The sequence below is a fragment of the Pusillimonas sp. genome, from assembly GCF_035515275.1.
Lineage (GTDB): Bacteria > Pseudomonadota > Gammaproteobacteria > Burkholderiales > Burkholderiaceae_B > Pusillimonas.
The window spans coordinates 14,716-35,505 of record NZ_DATJBQ010000039.1; the positions used below are offsets into that span (position 1 = coordinate 14,716).

Consider the following 20,790-nt stretch of genomic DNA (forward strand, 5'->3'; position numbering starts at 1 on the left):
TTAGGGCCGAAAGTTTATCGGCCGAACCCGCCCCCACCCGGCGTCAGAATCTCGAAGCAGTCGCCCGCTTCCAGCTCGGCGCTGTCTGCGTGCTTGATGGTTTCCACACTGCCATCAGCACGAATGACATGGCTTTCACCACAAGCGCCCGGTTCTCCACCGCGCGCACCAAACGCCGGGTGAATCCAGCCGTTGGCCAGCAAGGACACCGTCATGGGTTCGAGGAAGCGCAAGGTGCGCAAGCCGCCGTCTCCCCCGCGCCAGCGCCCCGCCCCCCCCGAGCCGCGGCGGATCTCGTAGCGCTCGAGCCGGACCGGTACGCGCAGCTCGAGCACCTCGGGGTCGGTCATGCGCGAGTTGGTCATCTGCGTCTGCACCACCGATGTCCCGTCAAAGCCGTCGATCAGCCGGCCTTGCTCGTCAAAACGTCCGCCCGCCCCCGAGCCGCCGGAAATCGTCTCGTAGTACTGATGCCGCTGGTTGCCGAAGGTCAGGTTGTTCATGGTGGGCTGGCTGCCTGCATTGACCCCCAGCGCCCCATACAACGCATTGGTGACACAACTGGACGTCTCGACGTTGCCGGCCACAACCGCCGCCGGATAGCTGGGATTGAGCATGGAATCGTCGGGCACGATCAGCGTCAGGGGCTTGAGCCCGCCGGCATTAATGGGAATGTCGTCGTCGATCATGGTGCGGAACACATACAGTACGGCTGCTGTGGTCACCGCGCGCGGGGCGTTGAAGTTATTGGGCAAACGCGGCGACGTGCCGGTGAAGTCAACCGTAGCGCTGCGGGTCGCGCGATCCACCACAAGCTTTACCTGTATGCGTGCGCCGTTGTCCAACAGTTGGGTGAACTCGCCGTCGGTCAGACGTGCGATAGCGCGGCGCACCGACTCCTCTGCGTTGTCCTGCACATGCTGCATATACGCATGAACCACATCCAGGCCAAAAGCCTGCACCATGTTCAAAAGCTCTTCGCGCCCTTTTTCGTTGGCCGCTACCTGAGCGCGTAGGTCGGCCAGGTTCTGATCGATATTGCGGGCGGGATACGGCCCGCTGGCCAACAGCTCGCGCAGTTCGCGCTCGCGCAGCTTGCCGCCTTCAACCAGCTTGAAGTTGGTGATCAGAACGCCTTCTTCGTCTATGGTGCGGGAATCAGCCGGCATTGAGCCGGGTGTAAGCCCGCCAATATCTGCATGATGCCCGCGCGACCCCACATAGAAAAGAATGTCCTTGCCCCGCGTGTCAAACACCGGCGTAACCACGGTGACATCAGGTAAATGTGTGCCCCCCGCATAGGGGTTGTTCAGCACGAACACGTCGCCCGGTCGCATGTTGCCGCGATTGGCGTCGATTATGGCGTGTATGCTGGCGCTCATTGAGCCCAGATGCACGGGTATATGCGGCGCGTTGGCGACCAGGTCGCCCTTGGCATCAAATATGGCGCAAGAAAAATCCAGGCGCTCTTTGATATTGACCGAGTAGGCAGTGTTCTGCAGCCTATAACCCATTTGCTCGGCGATCGACATGAATAGGTTATTGAAGATCTCGAGCATGATCGGATCGGCGCTGGTGCCTATGGCGTATCGCTGCGGGCGCGGCGTGGCGCGTTCAAGCAGTATGTCGCCGCCGCGCGTAATACGCGCGCGCCAGCCCGGATCAATCAACGTGGTGGCGTTGGCGTCGGTAATAATGGCCGGCCCCATAAGCTGGTCTTCAGCACAAAGATCGGCACTGCGATACAAGGGGCATTCATGCGGCTCGTCGTCGGCATGGATGTGAACCGTGTCAAACGGCCGCGGTGCCTCGCCCTGCGCGCGCGGTGCGCTGTTGAACGCGCCGACCGAATTTGAAGCTTCTTCGCCTATGGCTTCGGCCACGGCAGATTCGATCACCAGACGCCGGTCGGGCATCAAAAAAGAAAAGCGCTGCGAGTAGGCCGCCTCGAACGCGGTGCGCATGACGTCAGTGTCGTCCAGCGCAACCGGCAACGCGGTGTCGGTACCCTCGTAACGCAAGTACAAGCGACGCTCGACACGGATATGGTCCGGCGATATTTTCTGGCCAAGCAGCTCGTTGCGCGCCAGGGCAGCCAGGTCGTCAAGCACTTGCCTGGCTTGTGATTCGCCTTGGGCGTCCCATACCGCCTCGACCGATCGCTCGCGGATGGCGGTTGACGCCGCCAGCCCCATGCCATAGGCCGACAGCACGCCGGCCAGCGGGTGAACCAGCACGCGAGGCATCGCCAGCGCATCGGCCACACGACAGGCGTGCTGCCCGCCGGCGCCGCCGAAGGTGGTAAGGGTATAGCGAGTTATGTCGTAGCCGCGCTGAACGGATATGCGCTTGATGGCGTTGGCCATATTGGCCACCGCAATGTCCAGGAAACCTTGCGCAAGCTGCTCGGGCGAAATGGGCTTGCCGGTCTGCATCGAAACTTGTTGAGCCAGCTCGGTGAAGCGCCGGCGCACAATCTCGGCGTCCACCGGCTGGTCGGCATCAGGCCCGAACACCGAAGGAAAATGCTGCGGCTGTATGCGACCCAGCATGACATTGGCATCGGTAACGGTTAGCGGCCCGCCACGCCGATAGCAAGCCGGCCCCGGGTTGGCCCCTGCCGACTCGGGGCCCACACGCAATCGGGCGCCGTCAAAATGCAAGATCGATCCGCCGCCTGCCGCCAACGTGTGAATGCTCATCATGGGCGCGCGCAGGCGCACCCCCGCCACCATGGTGTCGAAGGCGCGTTCATACTCGCCTGCGTAATGAGAGACGTCGGTTGAGGTGCCCCCCATGTCAAAACCAATGACCCGGTCATATCCGGCAAGGGCCGACACCCCCGCCATGCCCACGATGCCGCCGGCCGGCCCCGACAAGATAGAGTCTTTGCCCTGGAAGGCATGGGCGTCGGTAAGGCCGCCGCTGGACTGCATGAACTGCAGTTGCACACCAGGCAACTGCGCCGCCACCTGCTCGACATAACGACGCAGCACCGGCGACAGATAGGCATCAACCACCGTGGTGTCGCCCCGGGCCACGTACCGGATCAAGGGAGAGACTCCGTGCGATACGGACACTTGCGCGTAGCCGGCCTCGCGCGCCAGTTGGGCCAGTTGACGCTCGTGCACGCTGTTTTTATAGCCGTGCATCAAGGCAATGGCGATGGCATTGAAGCCGCGCTTGCGAGCCTCGGCAAGCGCCTGCCGCGCCGCCTCGACATCAAGGGGCCGCAGCACTTCGCCCTGCGCATTCAGGCGCTCGTCCATTTCCATTACTTCTTCGTGCAGCAGCTCGGGCAGCACGATATTGCGATCAAACAAGCGCGGACGATTCTGATACCCAATGCGCAAGGCATCGCGAAACCCCTTGGTAACAGCCAATACCACGCGCTCGCCCTTACGCTCCAGCAAGGCATTGGTGGCCACCGTGGTGCCCATCTTGACCACTTCGATCCGTTCGACCGGCACAGGCTCGCCCTTGGGCACATTCAGCAACTGGCGTATGCCCTGAACCGCCGCGTCCGGGTATTGCTCGGGGTTCTCGGACAGCAGCTTGGCAGTGACCAGAAGGCCGTCAGGGCGCCGCGCCACAATGTCGGTAAAGGTACCCCCCCTGTCTATCCAGAATTGCCAGCGCCCCTCGCCGGCCGTTTCGTGGGGGGCGCTCATAGCGAAGAGGCCGCACGCGCAGCTTGATCGTACATACCGGAAAGCATGCGTAACCGCGCCGCCATGGCCGACATCGCCTGAGCGTCGGCCAGATCGCCTTCAACGGCGGGCAGCAAGCAGCGGTTGCGAACTTCGCGAAACCGCTCAAGCGACGCTACGCCGGCGGGAGTAGTGGAGTAAAAAACCTCTTTGCCGATTTTTTCGCTGCGCGCCAGTTTCATGTTGACGAGCTTTTTAAGAGAATAGTTGACCACGTGGCTGTCTTCGTAATTAAGGGTAAAGCAGATATCGGCCAAGCGCTTGCTACGGTCGCGGTGGTGCACATGATGCAACACCAGCACGTCGGTGATGGCCAGGTCGGGCTCGCCGGCGGCCCTCATGCAGCGGACCACCCAGCGGGCGAACGCATTGTGCGCCACCATCAGGCCGAACTCGAACTCTGACAAGGCCGGGTGCGGCCCGCGTGCCAGATGCTCTGAGGACAAGATCAGAGGCTGTGCACCTTTGTCGTTCCCTGAAGAAGGCTTGCCCGCGTTACTCATGGGTGCCTTCCTTTCGCTCGAACCGTTCTTTAACGGGGGCGATCTCGGAAATCAGATCGCGTACCCGCGCCTTGTTGGCCAGCGGTTCGACCTGATGCGTAGCGCCTGGGGTCATGCGCGCGACACAGGCATACACCACTTTGCCGTCCAGCAGCATCATGCATTCTTTACACGCATTGGCGCTGATACATGAGTAGCGCACGGCAAGCGTGTCGTCCAGATGCTCGCGCACCCAGCGCAGCCCGTCCAGCAATGAGGCCGCAGCCTCTGCGGGCAGCTCGTACTGCTGAAGGGCCGAAGGACCTTCGCCGACGCCTCGCTTGACTTCAAGAACAATGGTTTGGTCTTTGCTTTGAGTATTCATGCTTGACTCTGGTAGGCCGTACTGTCGGTGGCCGGAACGTCGACCGGCGTTTCAAGGTGTTGAACCTGCTGCGATTCGAGCCGCCATTGGCCGTTACGAAACGCAAGCGTCTGGTTCAGCGTCCAGGCATCATCCATGCCGGGGAAGTCGTCGCGCTGATGAGCGCCCCGGCTCTCGCGCCGCGACAAGGCGCTGCGCGTAACGGCTTCGGCCACCAGCAGCATATTGTGCAAGTCCAGGGCATCCAGGCGAACCGGGTCTTGCGGCCCGCCGTCGCCGGGCAGGGCGTCGCCCAACTCGGCCTTCAGCGCCTGCAGTTCGCTCAGGGCGTGCTGCAGCCCCTCTTCGGTGCGGAACGGCCCCACATGGTCATGCATCAGCGCCTGCAAGCGGGTGATCAGGGCTGCCACGTTGATCGAGCGGTCGGCCTGTGGTGCAGCAGCAAGGCGGCTCAACACGGGTGCAGCCAGGGCAAAGGCCTGGTCCTCGTCCAGTTGTGCAGCGTCAACGGCGCGTGCTGCGGCTGATCGGCCGGCCTGCATGCCGAAAGCCACGGCCTCGGTAATGGCATTTCCCGAAAGCCGGTTCGCCCCATTGGCACCGCCCACCGCTTCGCCCGCCGCGTATAAGCCCGGCAAGTCGGTGGACATATCGACCTCTACGCGGATGCCGCCCATGTGGTAGTGCGCAATGGGTGCAACCTCGATGGGCGCCTTGGTCAGGTCGATGCCGTTGGCCGCAAGCTTGTCGATGATGGGACCGAACGCCTTGCGCAGCGTGGCTTCGGGCACATGCTGAAAACTAAGGTAGGCACCGCCGGCAGGCGAACCTCGGCCGGCCTCGACCTCTTTTAATATGGCGTAGGTGGCTGCGTCGCGGGTAATGGTATAGCCCTGCGCTTCGCCTGCGTGCCCGTATTTTTCAACGAACTCTTCACCGTTACCGTTAAGCAAGCGACCGCCCAACTTATAGCGGAAGGGGTCCCACATGATGGGATCAAAGCCGACCAGCCTGGGCGCCAGATGGCCGATCGGAAAAAACTGCACGAACTCCATGTCGATTAAGCGCGCACCGGCACGCAGTGCCAGCGCGTAGCCGTCACCACCCATGTTCAGCGAAGCGCTGTTACGGCGATACAGCCTGGTCAACCCGCCTGTGGCGATAATGACCGACTTGGCGCGAATAACCACAGGCTTGCCGGAAGTTAAATGCAGTGCAACCGCGCCGTAAACGCGGCCTTGCTCGACCAGCAGTTCGACAATCAGCAGGTCGCCGTAGCGCTCGATCTCGCCGTTTTGAGCAACCTGGGTACGCAATGTCTTTGCCACCGCCGGCCCGGTGTTCAGATAGTCGACATAGACACAACGCGGCCGGTCGTGACCCGGCGCATGAACCTGGGCCAGATGGTCGTCCGCGCGCGCCCAGCCTACGCCCCAGCTATCAAGCTGTCGAATGGCATCAACACCGTTCTCGCACAGTAAGCGGGCCAAGGGTTCGCTGCACAGGCCACGGCCCGCCTTCAGTGTGTCGGCGTAGTGGTGGCGCCAGTCATCGGGGGTCTGCTCACCCAGCGCTACGGCCACGGTCATCTGCGCCATAATGGTTGCACCGCCGCGGCCAACCAGACTGCGGTCCGTCATAATGACCCGGCTGCCTGCCTGCGAGGCGGCCAGCGCCGCGCTCATACCTGCGCCACCGGCGCCAATGACCAAAACGTCGGTTTCCCGACTTAAAGCATGTTCAGCAGTCATGCCGCCCCCAAATAAGCTTTTTGAACAGATGGGTCGGCTGCGAGCTCGGCCGCGCCGCCCTGCAAAATGACATGACCATGCTGCAATACGTACGCACGGTCGGCGAGCTCAAGCGCAATGCGCGCGTTCTGCTCGACCAGAAGTATGGTCTGCCCGGCTGCTTTCCAGCGAAACAGAACCTCGTAGACCAGGTCGACAAACTTGGGGGAAAGCCCCATGGATGGTTCGTCGATACATATCAGCTTGCCGCGCCGGAGCCAGGCGCGGCCCAGCGCCAGCATTTGTTGTTCACCACCCGACAAGGTGCCGGCCGCCTGCTTGCGTCGTTCGGCAAGACGCGGAAAGGCCAGGAATACTTCGTCCAGGTCGCGCTCGATGTCGTGTTTGTGGCGACGACGCGGATAAGCGCCCATCAGCAGGTTCTCGTAGACCGACATTTCAGGAAAGACGCGACGACCTTCGGGCACACTGGCCACTCCCCGCGCAATGACCTCAGGCGAAGCCAAGCCATGAATAGGATTGCCCTCAAGCAAAATACGCCCGCGCGACGGATGAACCAAACCCAGCACCGACTTCAGGGTGGTGGATTTTCCCGATGCGTTGCCCCCCAGCACCGACACCACTTCGCCTGCCTGCACATGCAGACTCACGCCGAACAGCGCCTGAACCGGCCCATAGTGAACGTCGATGTCATCCACGAGAAGAAACGGGTGATTCTTATCCAAGGTGAGCATCCGATAAGGTGGGCCGGGTGCGAACGCGCCCAAGATAAGCCTCGACCACCTCGGGATGATCAAGGGCGTGGTCGGCATCACCCTCGGCCAGCACTTTGCCTTGGTTCAGCACAATGACACGGTCAGCCACCGACCGCACCAGCGACAGTTTGTGTTCGACAACCAGAATGCCCAGCTCGGGCCGCATGCGGCGCAGTTCGTGCAGCAGATTGGTCAGCTCGCCCGTTTCAGTGGGGTTCATGCCTGCGGCGGGCTCATCAAGCAACAAGTAGCTTGGGCGCCCAGCCAATACCCGCGCTATTTCCAGGCGTCTGCGATTTGCATACGACAAACTGAAAGCAGGTTGTTGTCTGCGCGGCCACAGGCGTTCACCAAAAAGCTGAAGCGTCTCGCGCACAATGGATTCTTGTTCTGCTACCCGCTCATTCCACCGACGCATCGGCATTAGGCCGGCCAGCAGCTCGTACAAGGGGTTGGCCAGACGCCCGCCGGGCGACCCCGTTAACAAGCGTGGCTGCGCCCCCAGCATGACACTGTCCCACACCGACAGGGCGGGAAACACCCGCGATGTCTGAAAACTGCGCCCCACGCCCAAACGGGCGATACGTTCGGGCGCAAGCCGATCGACCCGGCGGCCGTCTACGCTGATATGCCCACCCGAGAGGTGCTCAATACCGCTGACCAGCTGGATCAAGGTAGATTTGCCCGCGCCGTTGGGCCCGACCAATGCCAGAGTTTCGCCCGGCGACAGTGAAAAACTGACTTCGTCCACCGCCTTGACGCCGTCAAAATGCCGGGAGACGCGGTCGACACGAATGCCTTTTTGATTCCCCATCATCGTGCTCCCAACAGGCCATGAGGCCGCATGCGCAGCACCAGCAACAGGAACACGCCGTAGGCGATCATGCGCCACTCGGCAAACGGGCGGAACAGTTCGGGCACAAGGGTTAGTACGAAGCCGGCCGCCGCCGCGCCAGTCAGGTTGCCCAGCCCCCCCAGCACGGCCATGGTCAGCAGCAGCAACGAGGCATGTACGTTGAAACTGTCGGGGCTTATAACACTTTGCACATAGGCGAACATGCCGCCTGCGGCACCGGCCAGCGCACCCGACACGGCAAAACCCATCAGCATGTAGCGCCGCACCGGCAGCCCGGCCGCATGCGCCGCAAGCCTGTCTTCACGAATGCCACGCCAGGCACGGCCTATGCCCGAATCAAGCAAGCGTTGAGCCAGGAACAACCCAACCGCCACAACCAAAGCCACCAGCCAGTATTTTTGACCAATGGAGCCCAACCTAAGCCCGCCCAGAAACTCAAACTGCGGCGCGGGTATGTTCAGAAAACCCATGGGGCCTCGTGTAACCGACAGCCAGGTCATGAAAATAAGAAAACCAATCTGACCGATGGCCAAAGTACCCAGGGCCGCGGTGTGGCCGCTAAGCTTGTAAAGGGGCAGGGCCGCCACAACCGCCACAACCGCCGTCAAGACAATGGCGGCCGGCAAGGCCAGATCGGCGGGCAGGCCATAAGTATGTCCCAGCACGGCGACGGTGTAAGCGCCCACCCCGTAGAACGCCGCATGGCCGATCGAAAGCACACCCAGCGAGCCTGACACCAGGGACACACTGGCCGAGAGCAAGGCAAAGATCATGGCATATACCACCGCCTGCAGCACGTAGCTGCTTTGCGTCAGCAAAGGCAAGAATGCAAGCACTATCCCCACCACCAGAAACCCCCAGGCCGGCATTTCGATAATGCGATGCGCCGCCCTTTGACTGGAGGCCGACGCCAGCAAACTCGTGCTGGGCATACTGCCCGATGCAGCACCCGACCCGCCCAGCGCACTTAGACGGCTGTCGCCCAACAAGCCCTGAGGGCGGAACAACAAGAAAACCAGCAACAGGGAAAATGCCGCCAGATCACGATAGCCTTCGCCGATGTAGGCGCTGGCCAGGGTTTCAATAATACCCAGCAACAGCCCGCCCACGACTGCGCCGGGAATGCTTGTGAGCCCGCCCAGCAAGGCGGCGGCAAAACCCTTCAACGCAAAAGGCATTCCCATTTGCGGAAAGACGCTTTTAAAGTAAAGCGCCACCAGGATGCCGCTAAGCGCGCCCAGGGTGCCGGCCAGTGCGAATGCCAGACGCCGCACTTCGTCGGTTCGTACGCCCAGCTGAGCCGCCGCATCCCGGTCCTGCGCGGTGGCGCGCACGCTGCGCCCCATCCACGAATACTGCAGGAACCAGGTCAGTGCCAGCGCGGCCAGCCCCCCCACCACGAAGATGAGGATGTCGGTACTGGTTATGTACGCACCGCCGATAAAAAAGGTCACTTCTTCGAATGGAAGCGGAAACGCTTGACCTTCTGGTGACCAGATGATCTCGGCAAGCTGGTCGACAATGATGGCAATGGCGAGGGTGGATAGAACGGGCGCGATGTAGGGGCCGTTCTCAAGCGGGCGCAGCGCCACGCCCTCGAGCAACATGCCCAACACCGTGACCAGCAAAATGGAACCTGCCGCCGCGACAATTAGCGGCAGACCCAGCCAGGTGACGCCGCTGAATGCAAAAAAGGCACCCAGCATGAACAGGGCGCCCTGCGCAAAGTTGATCAGATTGGAAACGCCGAACACCAGGCTGAAGCCCAGCGCGATCAATGCATAGACCTGGCCAATGGCCAGGCCGTTCAGCACCTGGCTGAAAAATAATTCGATCATAAATTGGCACGCCGACCGACCGACATAATCGATCGGCCGGCGTGGCGTCAGTTAAAACAGTTCGAACTGGCCGTTCTTGACCGTGATGAAAATGGGGTCTTTCTTGACGTTGCCGTTCTGGAACTTGGTAACGCCGGTAACCCCCTCGTAGGCCGGCCCATTGGCCAGCTCGTGGCGCACTGCTTCGCCGGTCAACGGTTTGCCCGATTGAATGACCCGACGTATGGCTTGCACGCCAACAGCGGTGGCGTCATAGGCCAGCGCAGCGAACTGATCGGGCAGCTTGCCGTACTTGGCTTGGTAGGCTTGCGTAAATTCCTGTTTGGCCGGGTCTTGCGCAAAGAAGATCGTATGCAGCACGATGCCTTCGGCCGCCTTGCCCGACAACTCAACAAACTTCGGCGAGGTTAACGGAATACCGCCGCCCACCGGAATGTTGATGCCGGCTTGGCGCAGCTGCTGCACAAAGATCGATGCTTCCTGATAAGGCAAGGCCAAAAACACGCCCTCGGGGTTCAAAGCCTTGACCTTGCTGATGAAGGGCCGAAAATCGCGTGCGCCGGGCTGCACGCTTTCAAGCAGCAGCACCTCGCCGCCGGCCTTTTTAATGGCTTCTGCGGTGGCACGGCCGGTGTATACACCCCAGTCGTCTTGCGAATAAGGTATTACAACTTTGTTGGCTTTTAGTTTCTGCTGAATGGTGTCGGCGTTGTACTGCGCCAGAATGTCATCGGTATTGTTTTGCCGAAAAACGTAATCGCTTTGCTTGGTGAAGTCAGGATGCGACGAGGTCGGGCTGATTTGCGGAATCTTGGCTTCGCTGAATATGGGCGAAGCCGCCATGGAAGCGGTGGTTGACCACGAGCCTATGGCCAGCACAACTCCTGGCGTTCCGGCAATTTTGCGTGCCACAGTGGCAGCTTCTTGCGGCGAGTTGCGGTCATCCTCGACCAGCAGCTTTACCGGACGCCCTTCAATACCGCCCTGCCGCTCCACCTGCTCCAGGTAAAGCTCTACCGCATTTTTAAAGCTGGCGCCGTATTCGGCAAAGTTTCCCGATAAGTGCGAGAAAAAGCCAATGGTTACGGGCTCAGCAGCTTTGGCGGGCGCAGCAAGAAAGGCCGGCAACAGCGCCGCAAGCAAAGATAAACGAATCAGTCGCATTAGATATCAACCTAAAAAGTCAACGGGGTGCCGACCGCCGGCGCACGATTCATGGTGAATCGCTGCGCGTGAATGTCGTCGCATCGAACACAATACTAATGTTTAGTTGATAATTTACGAACGTATTATAGGTAATAAGCTAATAAGCCCAAAAAAAGAGCGGCAGGTTTTTCAACCTGCCGCAAGCTTTACTGCCGGAAACTACCGTTACTTCAGACGCTCGGCATGAAACGCCACGTGGCTTTCCATGAAGGTGGAAATAAAGTAGTAACCATGGTCGTAACCTTCGTGACGACGCAAGGTAAGGGGTTGCCCCGCCTTTTCGCATGCCGCTTCGAAAGCTTCCGGATAAAGCTGTTCGGCCAGAAAGTTATCTGCAAGCCCTTGGTCCACCAAAATGCCTTCCGGAAACGGGCACTTTGAGTTTTCCATCAGCAAAGAAGCGTCGTACTGCGTCCATTGCCGGCGATCTTCGCCCAAATAGCCGGTAAATGCCTTATGACCCCAAGGGCATTTAGTGGGCGAAGCGATTGGAGCAAAGGCCGACACCGAGCGAAACTTGCCCGGGTGGCGCTGGGCCAGAACCAAGGCACCGTGCCCGCCCATGGAGTGACCAAAGATGCCGACACGGTCGGCGTCGCCCGGCAACTGGGTGGTTACGATGTTGAACAGTTCGTCGGCCACATAGCTTTCCATCCGGTAGTGGGTGCTGTAGGGCGCTTGAGTCGCGTCCAGGTAAAAGCCGGCACCTGTGCCGAAATCCCAGCCTTCGTCCTCGCCGGGCACATTGGCCCCGCGCGGGCTGGTGTCGGGCGCAACCAACATAATGCCGTGGCGGGCCGCCCATTGCTGGGCGCCGCCCTTGATCATGAAGGTTTCTTCGGTGCAGGTGAGCCCAGCCAGGTAGAACAACACCGGCACCTTGGCGCCTTGCTTGTTGGCCGCCAAAGGCGGCACGTACACCGAGAAGCGCATGGGCAGGCCAATAGCGCTGGAGTCATGCTTGTAAAAACGCTGCACACCGTCAAAGCATCGGTGTTCGCCAAGCAGTTCAAGGTTATTGGTCATGGATACCCTCCTTTACATCAATTGCTGCAGGCATGTTCAGGCCGGCAGACACTAATACACCACCACGGAACGAATGGATTCGCCGCGTTTCATCAGCTCGAAGCCTTCGTTGATTTGATCCAGCGACAGGGTGTGTGTGATCAGGTCGTCGATATTGATCTTGCCGTCCATGTACCAGTCAACAATCTTGGGCACGTCGGTGCGGCCGCGTGCCCCGCCAAAGGCCGAGCCCTTCCATTCGCGGCCCGTAACCAGCTGGAACGGGCGAGTGGAGATTTCGGCGCCGGCTTCGGCCACGCCGATAATAATGGACTGTCCCCAACCGCGATGGCAGCATTCGAGCGCCTGACGCATGACCTGGGTGTTACCGATACATTCGAACGAGTAGTCGGCGCCGCCATCGGTAAGCTGAATAATGTGGTCCACCACGTTGTCGACGTCTTTAGGGTTAACGAAGTGGGTCATGCCGAACTTGCGGGCCATGGCTTCGCGCTCGGGGTTAAGGTCGACACCGATAATTTTATCGGCACCCACCATTTTGGCGCCCTGGATCACGTTAAGGCCGATACCGCCCAGGCCAAACACCACCACGTTGGCGCCGGCCTCGACCTTGGCCGTAAACAGCACGGCACCGATGCCGGTGGTAACGCCGCAGCCTATGTAGCAAACCTTGTCAAAAGGCGCGTCGTTGCGGATTTTTGCCAGCGCTATTTCGGGCACCACAATATGGTTCGAGAAGGTCGAGGTACCCATGTAATGGTGCACGGGCTTGCCGTCGATGGTAAAGCGCGAGGTTCCGTCAGGCATCAGGCCTTTGCCCTGCGTGGCGCGAATGGCCGTGCAAAGGTTGGTCTTGCGCGACAGGCACGACTTGCACTGGCGGCATTCGGGCGTGTAAAGCGGCACAACGTGGTCGCCCGCTTTGAGCGAGCTGACGCCGGGGCCGGTTTCGAGCACGACGCCAGCGCCCTCGTGGCCCAGAATGGCCGGGAACAGGCCCTCGGGGTCGGCGCCCGACAAGGTGTAGTAATCGGTGTGGCAAATGCCCGTGGCCTTGATTTCAACCAAGACTTCGCCCGCTTTGGGGCCGGCAAGCTCTACCTCTTCAATGCTTAGGGGATCACCGGCCTTCCAGGCGACAGCGGCTTTGGTCTTCATTTTCTGGGCTCCTTTAAATGGTCTGTATCGCGCGCGCATGCCAACGGCACACGCAAACTATGTAGTAAACACTATAAACGGTGCAATGAACAGGGTTCTGGCAGTATTATGCAATATAGCCTTTACACCGACACTGCACGCCAGGCCTATAGAAACGCATGGCAAGACTTTCGCGCCTTTACGCGCCCAATACCGCTCAGCTTGTACAGGTGCGCTTCGCGCGCCCCCTCGCTTTGCCCGACGAGCCCGCACCCGCCGAGAAACTGAATCTGCTGGCTGACTGGCTGCGTAGCGCCGCGCGTGATACCGGCGTGCAGGTACACGGCTGGGTGCTGCTTGCCGACCGACTGGCGTTGCTGGCCACCCCGCCCGACAAGCCTAGCCTGGCTCGCCTGATGCAAGCCATAGGCCGACGCTTCGCCACCCGGCTTGAAAGGGGCCGCGTGTTCGCAGAGCGATACCGCAGTGCCTTGCTGCAGCCCGACGCGTGGGTGCTACCCGGGCTGATCTGGCTTGATCATCTGCCGGCGCAGCACCATTATGTCGACGACCCCACCCAATGGCCATGGAGTTCGGCGGCCCAGCATACCGGGCTGGGAACCGCCTCCTCGCACTGGGCCGTTGACCACCCCGACTACTGGCATCTGGGAAACACGCCCTTCGAGAGGCAGGCTCGCTATCGCCGCCTTCTGGAACAAGGGCCGGGGCAAGAACCTACGCAACGTCTTGAACAGGCACTGTTTGGCCAATGGGCATTGGGCGACGAAAATTTCCTGGCTCATATTCATCAGGAATCCACCCGCCGACTCATCCCCGCCAAAAGAGGACGCCCACGAAAGCCCGCCGCGCCGCCGTCGACAGACTTAGGCGCGGTGTAGTCGGGGTCACCGCAGTTTTTGCGTCCACGCTACAAACTCTGGCTCTGGCCAGGGAAATTCCTGGATTATTTTTTGCTGGCCTGCGCAATTCCGAGCCGCCGCGCCGGGCAAGCCACGCAAAAAATAATTTTTATTTCCAATACTTTAAGTGCGTCCCCATTTAATTTACAAGTTTTGTTCAAACACCAAAAATAGGGACGTACCCCGTTTTAAATCGCTTGTCATAGCCTCCGGCGTCCGTTATTGTTTTTTTCTCGACGCAAGTTCCCTTGCACGCACACAGCGCGGAGCTCTCCCACATGAACAAGCCCTCTACCCCCACGCCCGTCGCCATCGACGCAAGGCGCATCGGCCTGCCGTCCCACCAAGGTCTGTACGATCCCGTTAACGAACACGACGCCTGCGGTGTGGGCTTTGTTGCGCATATCAAGGGCCACAAAAGCCATGCCATCATCCAGCAAGGGCTGAAGATTCTTGAAAACCTCGACCACCGCGGCGCGGTGGGGGCCGACGAGCTCATGGGCGACGGAGCCGGCATTTTGCTGCAAATTCCCGATGCGCTTTATCGCGAAGATATGGCGGCACAGGGCATTGAGCTGCCCCCTCCCGACGAGTACGGCGTGGCCATGGTGTTCTTGCCCAAAGAAACCGCCTCGCGCCTGGCTTGCGAACAAGAGCTCGAACGCGCCGTCCGCGATGAAGGCCAGGTCGTGCTGGGCTGGCGCGATGTGCCCGTCGATGGCTCAATGCCCATGTCGCCCACCGTGCGGGCCGTCGAACCGGTCATTCGCCAGTTGTTCATCGGGCGCGGGGCCGACATCATGGTGCCCGACGCGCTCGAGCGCAAGCTGTACGTCATTCGCAAGACCGCCAGCCACGCCATTCAGCGCATGAATCTGGCCCATGGCCGCGAATACTTTGTGCCCTCTATTTCGGTTCGAACCGTGGTTTACAAAGGCTTGCTGCTGGCCAGCCAGGTAGGGCAGTACTACCGCGACCTGGCGGACACCCGCGCGGTATCGGCCTTGTCGTTGGTGCACCAGCGCTTTTCGACCAACACCTTTCCGGCCTGGCCGCTGGCCCATCCCTACCGAATGATCGCCCACAACGGCGAGATCAACACAGTAAAGGGCAATTTCAACTGGTTGAGAGCGCGCGAAGGCATGATGCAGTCGGCCGTACTGGGCGAAGACCTTTCCAAGCTGTACCCCATTGTGTATGAGGGACAGTCGGACACCGCCACCTTCGACAATTGCCTGGAGCTTCTGGTGATGTCGGGCTACTCGCTGGCTCACGCCATGATGATGATGATTCCTGAGCCCTGGGAACAGCACGCGCAAATGGACGAAAACCGCCGCGCATTCTATGAATACCACGCCGCCATGATGGAGCCCTGGGACGGCCCGGCCGCCATGGCCTTTACCGACGGCCGCCAAATAGGCGCCCTGCTCGACCGCAACGGCCTACGCCCCGCCCGCTACCTGGTTACCGACGACGACCTGGTTGTGCTGGCGTCCGAGGCTGGCACCCTGCCCATACCCGAGCACCGCATCGTCAAGAAATGGCGCTTGCAGCCCGGCAAGATGTTTCTTATCGACTTGCAGCAGGGCCGCATTATTGACGACCATGAAATCAAGACGCAGCTTGCCAGTGCACGGCCCTACCAGCAATGGATCGAGCGACTGCGCGTCAAACTCGAATCACTGCCCGCCCCGCATCCGGCGACTTCGGCTGCGCCGACCGCCTCATTGCTGGATCGTCAGCAGGCGTTTGGCTGGACACAAGAAGACTTCAAGTTTGTGTTGCAGCCCATGGCCGCCACCGGCGAAGAAGCCACCGGCTCGATGGGCAACGACGCCCCACTCGCAGTGCTGTCAGACCGCGCCAAACCCTTCTACAACTACTTTCGGCAACTGTTCGCCCAGGTCACCAACCCGCCCATTGACCCCATACGCGAACAATTGGTGATGTCGCTGGTGTCGTTCATTGGTCCCAAGCCCAATCTGCTGGACATCAACAACGTCAATCCGCCGCTGCGTCTGGAAGTCACCCAGCCCTTGCTGGATTTTGCGGCCATGGCACAGATACGCAACATCGGGCAAATCACCGGCAACAAGTTTCGCAGCATCGAGCTCGACATCACCTACCCGGTGGGCTGGGGTGCGCAAGGCATCGAGGCCTGCCTGGCCGCCCTGTGCTCCAACGCGGCCGACGCAGTGCAGAGCGGTTACAACATTCTTATCGTCACCGACCGCAAGCTCGATGCCGAGCGCATGGCCATTCCCGCACTGCTGGCCACCTCGGCCATTCACCTGCACCTGATTCGCGAAGGCCTGCGCACCAAAACCGGGCTGGTGGTAGAAACAGGCTCGGCTCGCGAAGTGCATCACTTTGCATTGCTGGGCGGCTACGGCGCCGAAGCCGTGCACCCCTACCTGGCACTGGAGGCGCTGGCCGAACTGCCCGACAGCGACAAGGCCATTGAAAACTACACCAAGGCCATCGGCAAAGGGCTGAACAAGGTCATGTCCAAAATGGGCATTTCCACCTACATGTCGTACACGGGCGCGCAAATTTTCGAGGCGGTGGGGTTAAGCTCGGCCCTGGTCGACAAATACTTTACCGGCACGCCCAGCAATATCGAGGGCATCGGCATTTTCGAAGTGGCCGAAGAAGCGTTGCGGGTCCACGAAGCCGCATTCAGCGACGACCCGGTACTTGAAAATGCCCTGGATGCCGGCGGCGACTACGCCTTCCGGGTACGGGGCGAAGACCACGCGTGGAACCCCGATTCCATCGCCAAACTGCAACACTCCACCCGCGCGAACAATTACGGCACGTACAAAGAGTACGCCCAGCTTATCAACGACCAGTCCCGCCGGCACATGACCCTGCGTGGCCTGTTCGAGTTCCGGGCCGATCCGGCGCACGCCATTCCGCTTGACGAGGTCGAGCCGGCCAAAGAAATCGTCAAGCGCTTTGCCACCGGCGCCATGTCGCTGGGCTCCATCTCGACCGAAGCCCACAGCGTTCTGGCCGTTGCCATGAACCGCATCGGCGGCAAATCGAATACCGGCGAAGGTGGCGAAGACGAACTGCGCTACCGGCCCGAAATGCGCGCCGGCAAAAGCACCATCAAAAAAGGGGACACGCTGGCTTCGGTGCTGGGCGCCGAGCGTGTCGAAGCCGACGTGCCCCTGGCCGCCGGTGATTCACTGCGTTCGCGCATCAAGCAGGTGGCCTCTGGGCGCTTTGGTGTGTCGGCCGAATACCTGGGCAGCGCAGACCAGATTCAGATCAAGATGGCACAAGGCGCCAAACCCGGAGAAGGCGGGCAACTGCCCGGTCACAAGGTGTCTGAATACATTGCCAAGTTGCGTTATTCGGTGCCCGGCGTGGGGCTTATTTCACCGCCGCCCCACCACGACATCTACTCTATCGAAGACCTCGCCCAACTTATCCACGACCTTAAAAACGTCAATCCGCAAGCGGGCATTTCGGTGAAGCTGGTTTCCGAAGTGGGCGTGGGCACCGTGGCCACGGGTGTGGCCAAAGCCAAGGCCGACCACGTGGTTATCGCCGGTCACGACGGCGGCACCGGCGCATCGCCCATCTCGTCCATCAAGCATGCGGGTACGCCCTGGGAGCTGGGCCTGGCCGAAACCCAGCAAACGCTAATCTTGAACAATCTGCGCAGCCGCATTCGCGTGCAGGCCGACGGCCAAATGAAGACCGGCCGCGACGTGGTGGTGGGTGCGCTGCTGGGGGCCGACGAGTTCGGTTTTGCCACTGCTCCGCTGGTGGTGGAGGGCTGCATCATGATGCGCAAATGCCATCTGAACACCTGTCCGGTAGGCGTGGCCACACAAGACCCCGAGCTGCGCAAGAAGTTCACCGGAAAGCCCGAACATGTTGTCAATTACTTTTTCTTTGTGGCCGAAGAGGCGCGCGAGATTATGGCCCAACTAGGCATACGCAAGTTCGACGATCTTATCGGTCGGGTCGATCTGCTCGACATGCGCGCCGGCCTGCAACACTGGAAAGCGAAAGGCCTGGACTTCAGCCGCGTATTCCACCAGGTGCTGTCCGACTCGCCCCGCCGCCACACCGAAGAGCAGGACCACGGCATCGACGGTGCGCTGGATCATCAACTGATCGAACGCAGCAAGCCTGCCATCGAACGCGGCGAAAAGGTGTCATTCATTACCCCAGTGCGCAACCGCAACCGCAGTATCGGCGCCATGTTGTCCGGCGTGGTGGCAACTCGTCATGGCCACGAAGGCCTGCCCGACGACACGATTCATATCCAGTGCAACGGCGCAGCCGGCCAAAGCTTCGGCGCCTTCCTGGCCCATGGCATCACGCTTGACCTGGTGGGCGAAGGCAACGACTACGTGGGCAAGGGGCTTTCGGGCGGACGCATAATTGTTCGATCGCCAAACGACTTCCGAGGCTACGGGCCCGAACACATTATTGTGGGCAACACCGTCCTTTACGGCGCCCTAAGCGGCCAGGCCTTTTTCAGCGGCGTAGCAGGCGAACGCTTCGCGGTTCGCAATTCGGGCGCCTCGGCCGTGGTGGAAGGCACGGGTGACCATGGCTGCGAATACATGACCGGCGGCACCGTGGTGGTGCTGGGTGCTACGGGTCGCAACTTTGCCGCGGGCATGTCGGGCGGCGTGGCCTATGTGTGGGACCCGGAAGGCAACTTCCAGCACCATTGCAACCCATCAATGGTGCAACTGGAGAAAGTGCTGCCACATGCCGAACAAACCGAGGCCGACGACAAAGAGTTCTGGCATTGCGCCACGCGGGGCGCCGAACGCGAAACAGACGAAAGTATTTTGCGCCGCCTGATCGAAGCCCACTACCGCCATACGGGCAGCTTTCGCGCGCGCGACATTCTTAGCGACTGGAACCGATCGCGCGGCTCTTTCGTCAAGGTGATGCCGCTTGAATACCGCCGCGCCATGAAAGAAATGTGGGCCGCCACCAACCTGCAACACATTGCCGCCTAAGGAAAACGCTATGGGCAAAATCACCGGATTCATCGAGTACGAACGGGTCGCCGAGCCGCACGAAGCACCGCTGCAGCGCGTCAAGCACTGGAAAGAGTTTGTACAGTCGCTGAGCGACGAGCAGGCCAAGATACAAGGCGCACGCTGCATGGACTGCGGCATTCCTTTCTGCACCACGGGCTGCCCGGTCAACAATATTATTCCCGACTGGAACGACCTGGTTTACCAGCAGGATTGGCAGGCGGCGTTAGAGACATTGCACTCCACCAACAACTTCCCCGAGTTCACGGGGCGGGTCTGCCCCGCCCCATGTGAAGAGGCGTGTACGCTTAACATCAACGATGACCCGGTAGGCATCAAGTCGATTGAGCACGCCATTATCGACCACGGCTGGCTCAACGGCTGGGTACGGCCCATGCCGCCCAGTCGCAAAACAGGCAAAAAGGTTGCAGTGGTAGGATCAGGGCCGGCGGGGCTGGCCTGCGCCCAACAACTTGCCCGCGCCGGGCACGCGGTAGCGGTGTTCGAAAAAAGCGACCGCATCGGCGGCTTGCTGCGTTATGGCATTCCCGACTTCAAACTGTCCAAATCCCACATCGACCGGCGCCTGGCCCAAATGGAAGCCGAAGGAGTCGAGTTCTTCCCTTCCACTTATGTGGGCGATCCGGCCCACGCAGCAGACGGCCTGACCGTACGCACGCCCCAATCGTTGCACGAGGAATTCGACGCGGTGGTGCTGACCGGGGGCGCTGAAACGCCGCGCGATCTTCCGGTTCCCGGCCGCGAGCTGCAGGGCGTGCACTTTGCCATGGATTTTCTTACCCAACAGAACCGCGTCAATGCCGGCGCCCGCATGACGGGACAAATCTCGGCCAAGGGCAAGCACGTGGTGGTGATCGGCGGCGGCGACACGGGCTCTGACTGCGTGGGCACCAGCATCCGTCAAGGAGCAGAGTCGGTCACGCAGTTTGAACTCATGTCTCAGCCTCCCGTGTCTGAAAATAAAGAGCTGACCTGGCCGTACTGGCCGATGAAGTTGCGCACGTCATCTTCGCAAGAGGAAGGATGCGAACGCGACTGGGCGGTCTCGACGGTGGCGCTGGAGGGGGCAGACGGCAAGGTGCAGAAACTGCTAGCCGTAAGAGTGGAATGGACGCGCGACCCGGCCACGGGGCAAATGAAGATGCGCGAAGTCAAGGGCTCACGCTTCGAGATGCAGGCGGATCTGGTGCTGCTGGCGATGGGGTTTACTGCGCCGGTCAAAGAGGTGCTGTCTTCGTTCGATATTGAGCTGGACGCCCGGGGCAATGCACGGGCGGATACTGACCGCTACGCCACCAGTGTCGACAAGGTGTTTGCTGCAGGCGACATGCGGCGTGGCCAGTCGCTGGTGGTCTGGGCAATACGCGAGGGGCGTCAGTGTGCTCGGGCGGTTGATGAGTATCTGATGGGGGTTAGTGCTTTGCCTCGTTGACGCGGTTATGAGCGGGACGGCGTGGTTTTTAAGGCGTTCCTGCGCTGTGGCTCGTTGCGTTGTTGGTTCTTGAGACGTTCCTGGTTTTGGTTCGTTGCGATGCTGGTTCTTGAGACGTTCCTGCGCTGTGGGGCAGGTCTTTTTCGGGCGGAGGCACTCGGCCTTCGGCACGCCTGCCCGTATCGTCCGCCCCTTCGGGCTCCCTTCTACGGGCGCCCGGCTCTCGCGCCAACGCCCGAAAAAGACCTGCCCC

At 60.7% G+C, this 20,790-nt stretch carries 13 protein-coding genes; 3 read left to right on the forward strand and 10 right to left on the reverse strand.

Annotation, left to right across the window (positions count from 1 at the left end; all coding sequences use genetic code 11):
* Nucleotides 1-14 precede the first annotated feature (14 nt).
* From VL003_RS02505 to VL003_RS02550, 10 genes are all read right to left on the reverse strand, one after another.
* Nucleotides 15-3,671 (reverse strand): hydantoinase B/oxoprolinase family protein, encoded by a 3,657-nt coding sequence (locus VL003_RS02505; protein WP_325439253.1) that lies wholly within the window; start codon nucleotides 3,669-3,671, stop codon nucleotides 15-17.
* Complete coding sequence (locus VL003_RS02510) at nucleotides 3,668-4,213, reverse strand: winged helix DNA-binding protein (protein WP_325439255.1); 546 nt, start codon at nucleotides 4,211-4,213, stop codon at nucleotides 3,668-3,670. The genes VL003_RS02505 and VL003_RS02510 overlap by 4 nt, the downstream gene beginning before the upstream one ends.
* Nucleotides 4,206-4,577, reverse strand: coding sequence for a 2Fe-2S iron-sulfur cluster-binding protein (locus VL003_RS02515; protein WP_325439257.1), 372 nt, complete (start codon nucleotides 4,575-4,577; stop codon nucleotides 4,206-4,208). The genes VL003_RS02510 and VL003_RS02515 overlap by 8 nt, the downstream gene beginning before the upstream one ends.
* Nucleotides 4,574-6,328 carry an FAD-binding protein gene (locus tag VL003_RS02520; protein ID WP_325439259.1) on the reverse strand — a complete coding sequence of 585 codons (1,755 nt, stop codon included), beginning with the start codon at nucleotides 6,326-6,328 and terminating at the stop codon, nucleotides 4,574-4,576. The genes VL003_RS02515 and VL003_RS02520 overlap by 4 nt, the downstream gene beginning before the upstream one ends.
* A complete protein-coding gene (locus tag VL003_RS02525; RefSeq protein ID WP_325439261.1) occupies nucleotides 6,325-7,062 on the reverse strand; it encodes an ABC transporter ATP-binding protein in 738 nt (245 codons plus the stop codon). Before VL003_RS02525 ends, VL003_RS02520 begins: the two co-directional genes overlap by 4 nt.
* Nucleotides 7,046-7,897: an ABC transporter ATP-binding protein gene (locus VL003_RS02530; RefSeq protein WP_325439262.1), complete on the reverse strand. Its 852-nt coding sequence runs from the start codon at nucleotides 7,895-7,897 to the stop codon at nucleotides 7,046-7,048. Before VL003_RS02530 ends, VL003_RS02525 begins: the two co-directional genes overlap by 17 nt.
* Nucleotides 7,897-9,777 carry an ABC transporter permease gene (locus VL003_RS02535; protein WP_325439263.1) on the reverse strand — a complete coding sequence of 627 codons (1,881 nt, stop codon included), beginning with the start codon at nucleotides 9,775-9,777 and terminating at the stop codon, nucleotides 7,897-7,899. The genes VL003_RS02530 and VL003_RS02535 overlap by 1 nt, the downstream gene beginning before the upstream one ends.
* Nucleotides 9,778-9,828: 51 nt before the next feature.
* Nucleotides 9,829-10,941 (reverse strand): ABC transporter substrate-binding protein, encoded by a 1,113-nt coding sequence (locus VL003_RS02540; protein ID WP_325439265.1) that lies wholly within the window; start codon nucleotides 10,939-10,941, stop codon nucleotides 9,829-9,831.
* 207 nt (nucleotides 10,942-11,148) lie between these two features.
* Complete coding sequence (gene fghA / locus VL003_RS02545; protein WP_325439267.1) at nucleotides 11,149-12,009, reverse strand: S-formylglutathione hydrolase; 861 nt, start codon at nucleotides 12,007-12,009, stop codon at nucleotides 11,149-11,151.
* 51 nt (nucleotides 12,010-12,060) lie between these two features.
* The gene (locus tag VL003_RS02550; protein ID WP_325439269.1) at nucleotides 12,061-13,167 is read right to left on the reverse strand and encodes an S-(hydroxymethyl)glutathione dehydrogenase/class III alcohol dehydrogenase; all 1,107 of its coding nucleotides are present in this window, start codon (nucleotides 13,165-13,167) and stop codon (nucleotides 12,061-12,063) included.
* 158 nt (nucleotides 13,168-13,325) lie between these two features.
* Here VL003_RS02550 and VL003_RS02555 point away from each other — a divergent pair, with 158 nt between their 5' ends.
* From VL003_RS02555 to VL003_RS02565, 3 genes are all read left to right on the forward strand, one after another.
* Nucleotides 13,326-14,045: a hypothetical protein gene (locus VL003_RS02555; RefSeq protein ID WP_325439271.1), complete on the forward strand. Its 720-nt coding sequence runs from the start codon at nucleotides 13,326-13,328 to the stop codon at nucleotides 14,043-14,045.
* A 299-nt stretch (nucleotides 14,046-14,344) separates the two neighbouring features.
* Nucleotides 14,345-19,063: a glutamate synthase-related protein gene (locus VL003_RS02560; protein ID WP_325439273.1), complete on the forward strand. Its 4,719-nt coding sequence runs from the start codon at nucleotides 14,345-14,347 to the stop codon at nucleotides 19,061-19,063.
* A gap of 10 nt (nucleotides 19,064-19,073) precedes the next feature.
* A complete protein-coding gene (locus VL003_RS02565) occupies nucleotides 19,074-20,537 on the forward strand; it encodes a glutamate synthase subunit beta (RefSeq protein ID WP_325439275.1) in 1,464 nt (487 codons plus the stop codon).
* Nucleotides 20,538-20,790 lie beyond the last annotated feature (253 nt).

Bases quoted from the DNA above. Each gene is read 5' to 3' on its own strand.
- VL003_RS02565 (WP_325439275.1), top strand. From the start codon at position 19,074: ATGGGCAAAATCACCGGATTCATCGAGTACGAACGGGTCGCCGAGCCG.
- VL003_RS02510 (WP_325439255.1), bottom strand. From the start codon at position 4,213: ATGAGTAACGCGGGCAAGCCTTCTTCAGGGAACGACAAAGGTGCACAG.
- VL003_RS02520 (WP_325439259.1), bottom strand. From the start codon at position 6,328: ATGACTGCTGAACATGCTTTAAGTCGGGAAACCGACGTTTTGGTCATT.
- VL003_RS02525 (WP_325439261.1), bottom strand. From the start codon at position 7,062: ATGCTCACCTTGGATAAGAATCACCCGTTTCTTCTCGTGGATGACATC.
- VL003_RS02505 (WP_325439253.1), bottom strand. From the start codon at position 3,671: ATGAGCGCCCCCCACGAAACGGCCGGCGAGGGGCGCTGGCAATTCTGG.
- VL003_RS02535 (WP_325439263.1), bottom strand. From the start codon at position 9,777: ATGATCGAATTATTTTTCAGCCAGGTGCTGAACGGCCTGGCCATTGGC.
- VL003_RS02550 (WP_325439269.1), bottom strand. From the start codon at position 13,167: ATGAAGACCAAAGCCGCTGTCGCCTGGAAGGCCGGTGATCCCCTAAGC.
- VL003_RS02555 (WP_325439271.1), top strand. From the start codon at position 13,326: ATGGCAAGACTTTCGCGCCTTTACGCGCCCAATACCGCTCAGCTTGTA.
- VL003_RS02560 (WP_325439273.1), top strand. From the start codon at position 14,345: ATGAACAAGCCCTCTACCCCCACGCCCGTCGCCATCGACGCAAGGCGC.
- fghA (WP_325439267.1), bottom strand. From the start codon at position 12,009: ATGACCAATAACCTTGAACTGCTTGGCGAACACCGATGCTTTGACGGT.
- VL003_RS02515 (WP_325439257.1), bottom strand. From the start codon at position 4,577: ATGAATACTCAAAGCAAAGACCAAACCATTGTTCTTGAAGTCAAGCGA.
- VL003_RS02540 (WP_325439265.1), bottom strand. From the start codon at position 10,941: ATGCGACTGATTCGTTTATCTTTGCTTGCGGCGCTGTTGCCGGCCTTT.
- VL003_RS02530 (WP_325439262.1), bottom strand. From the start codon at position 7,897: ATGGGGAATCAAAAAGGCATTCGTGTCGACCGCGTCTCCCGGCATTTT.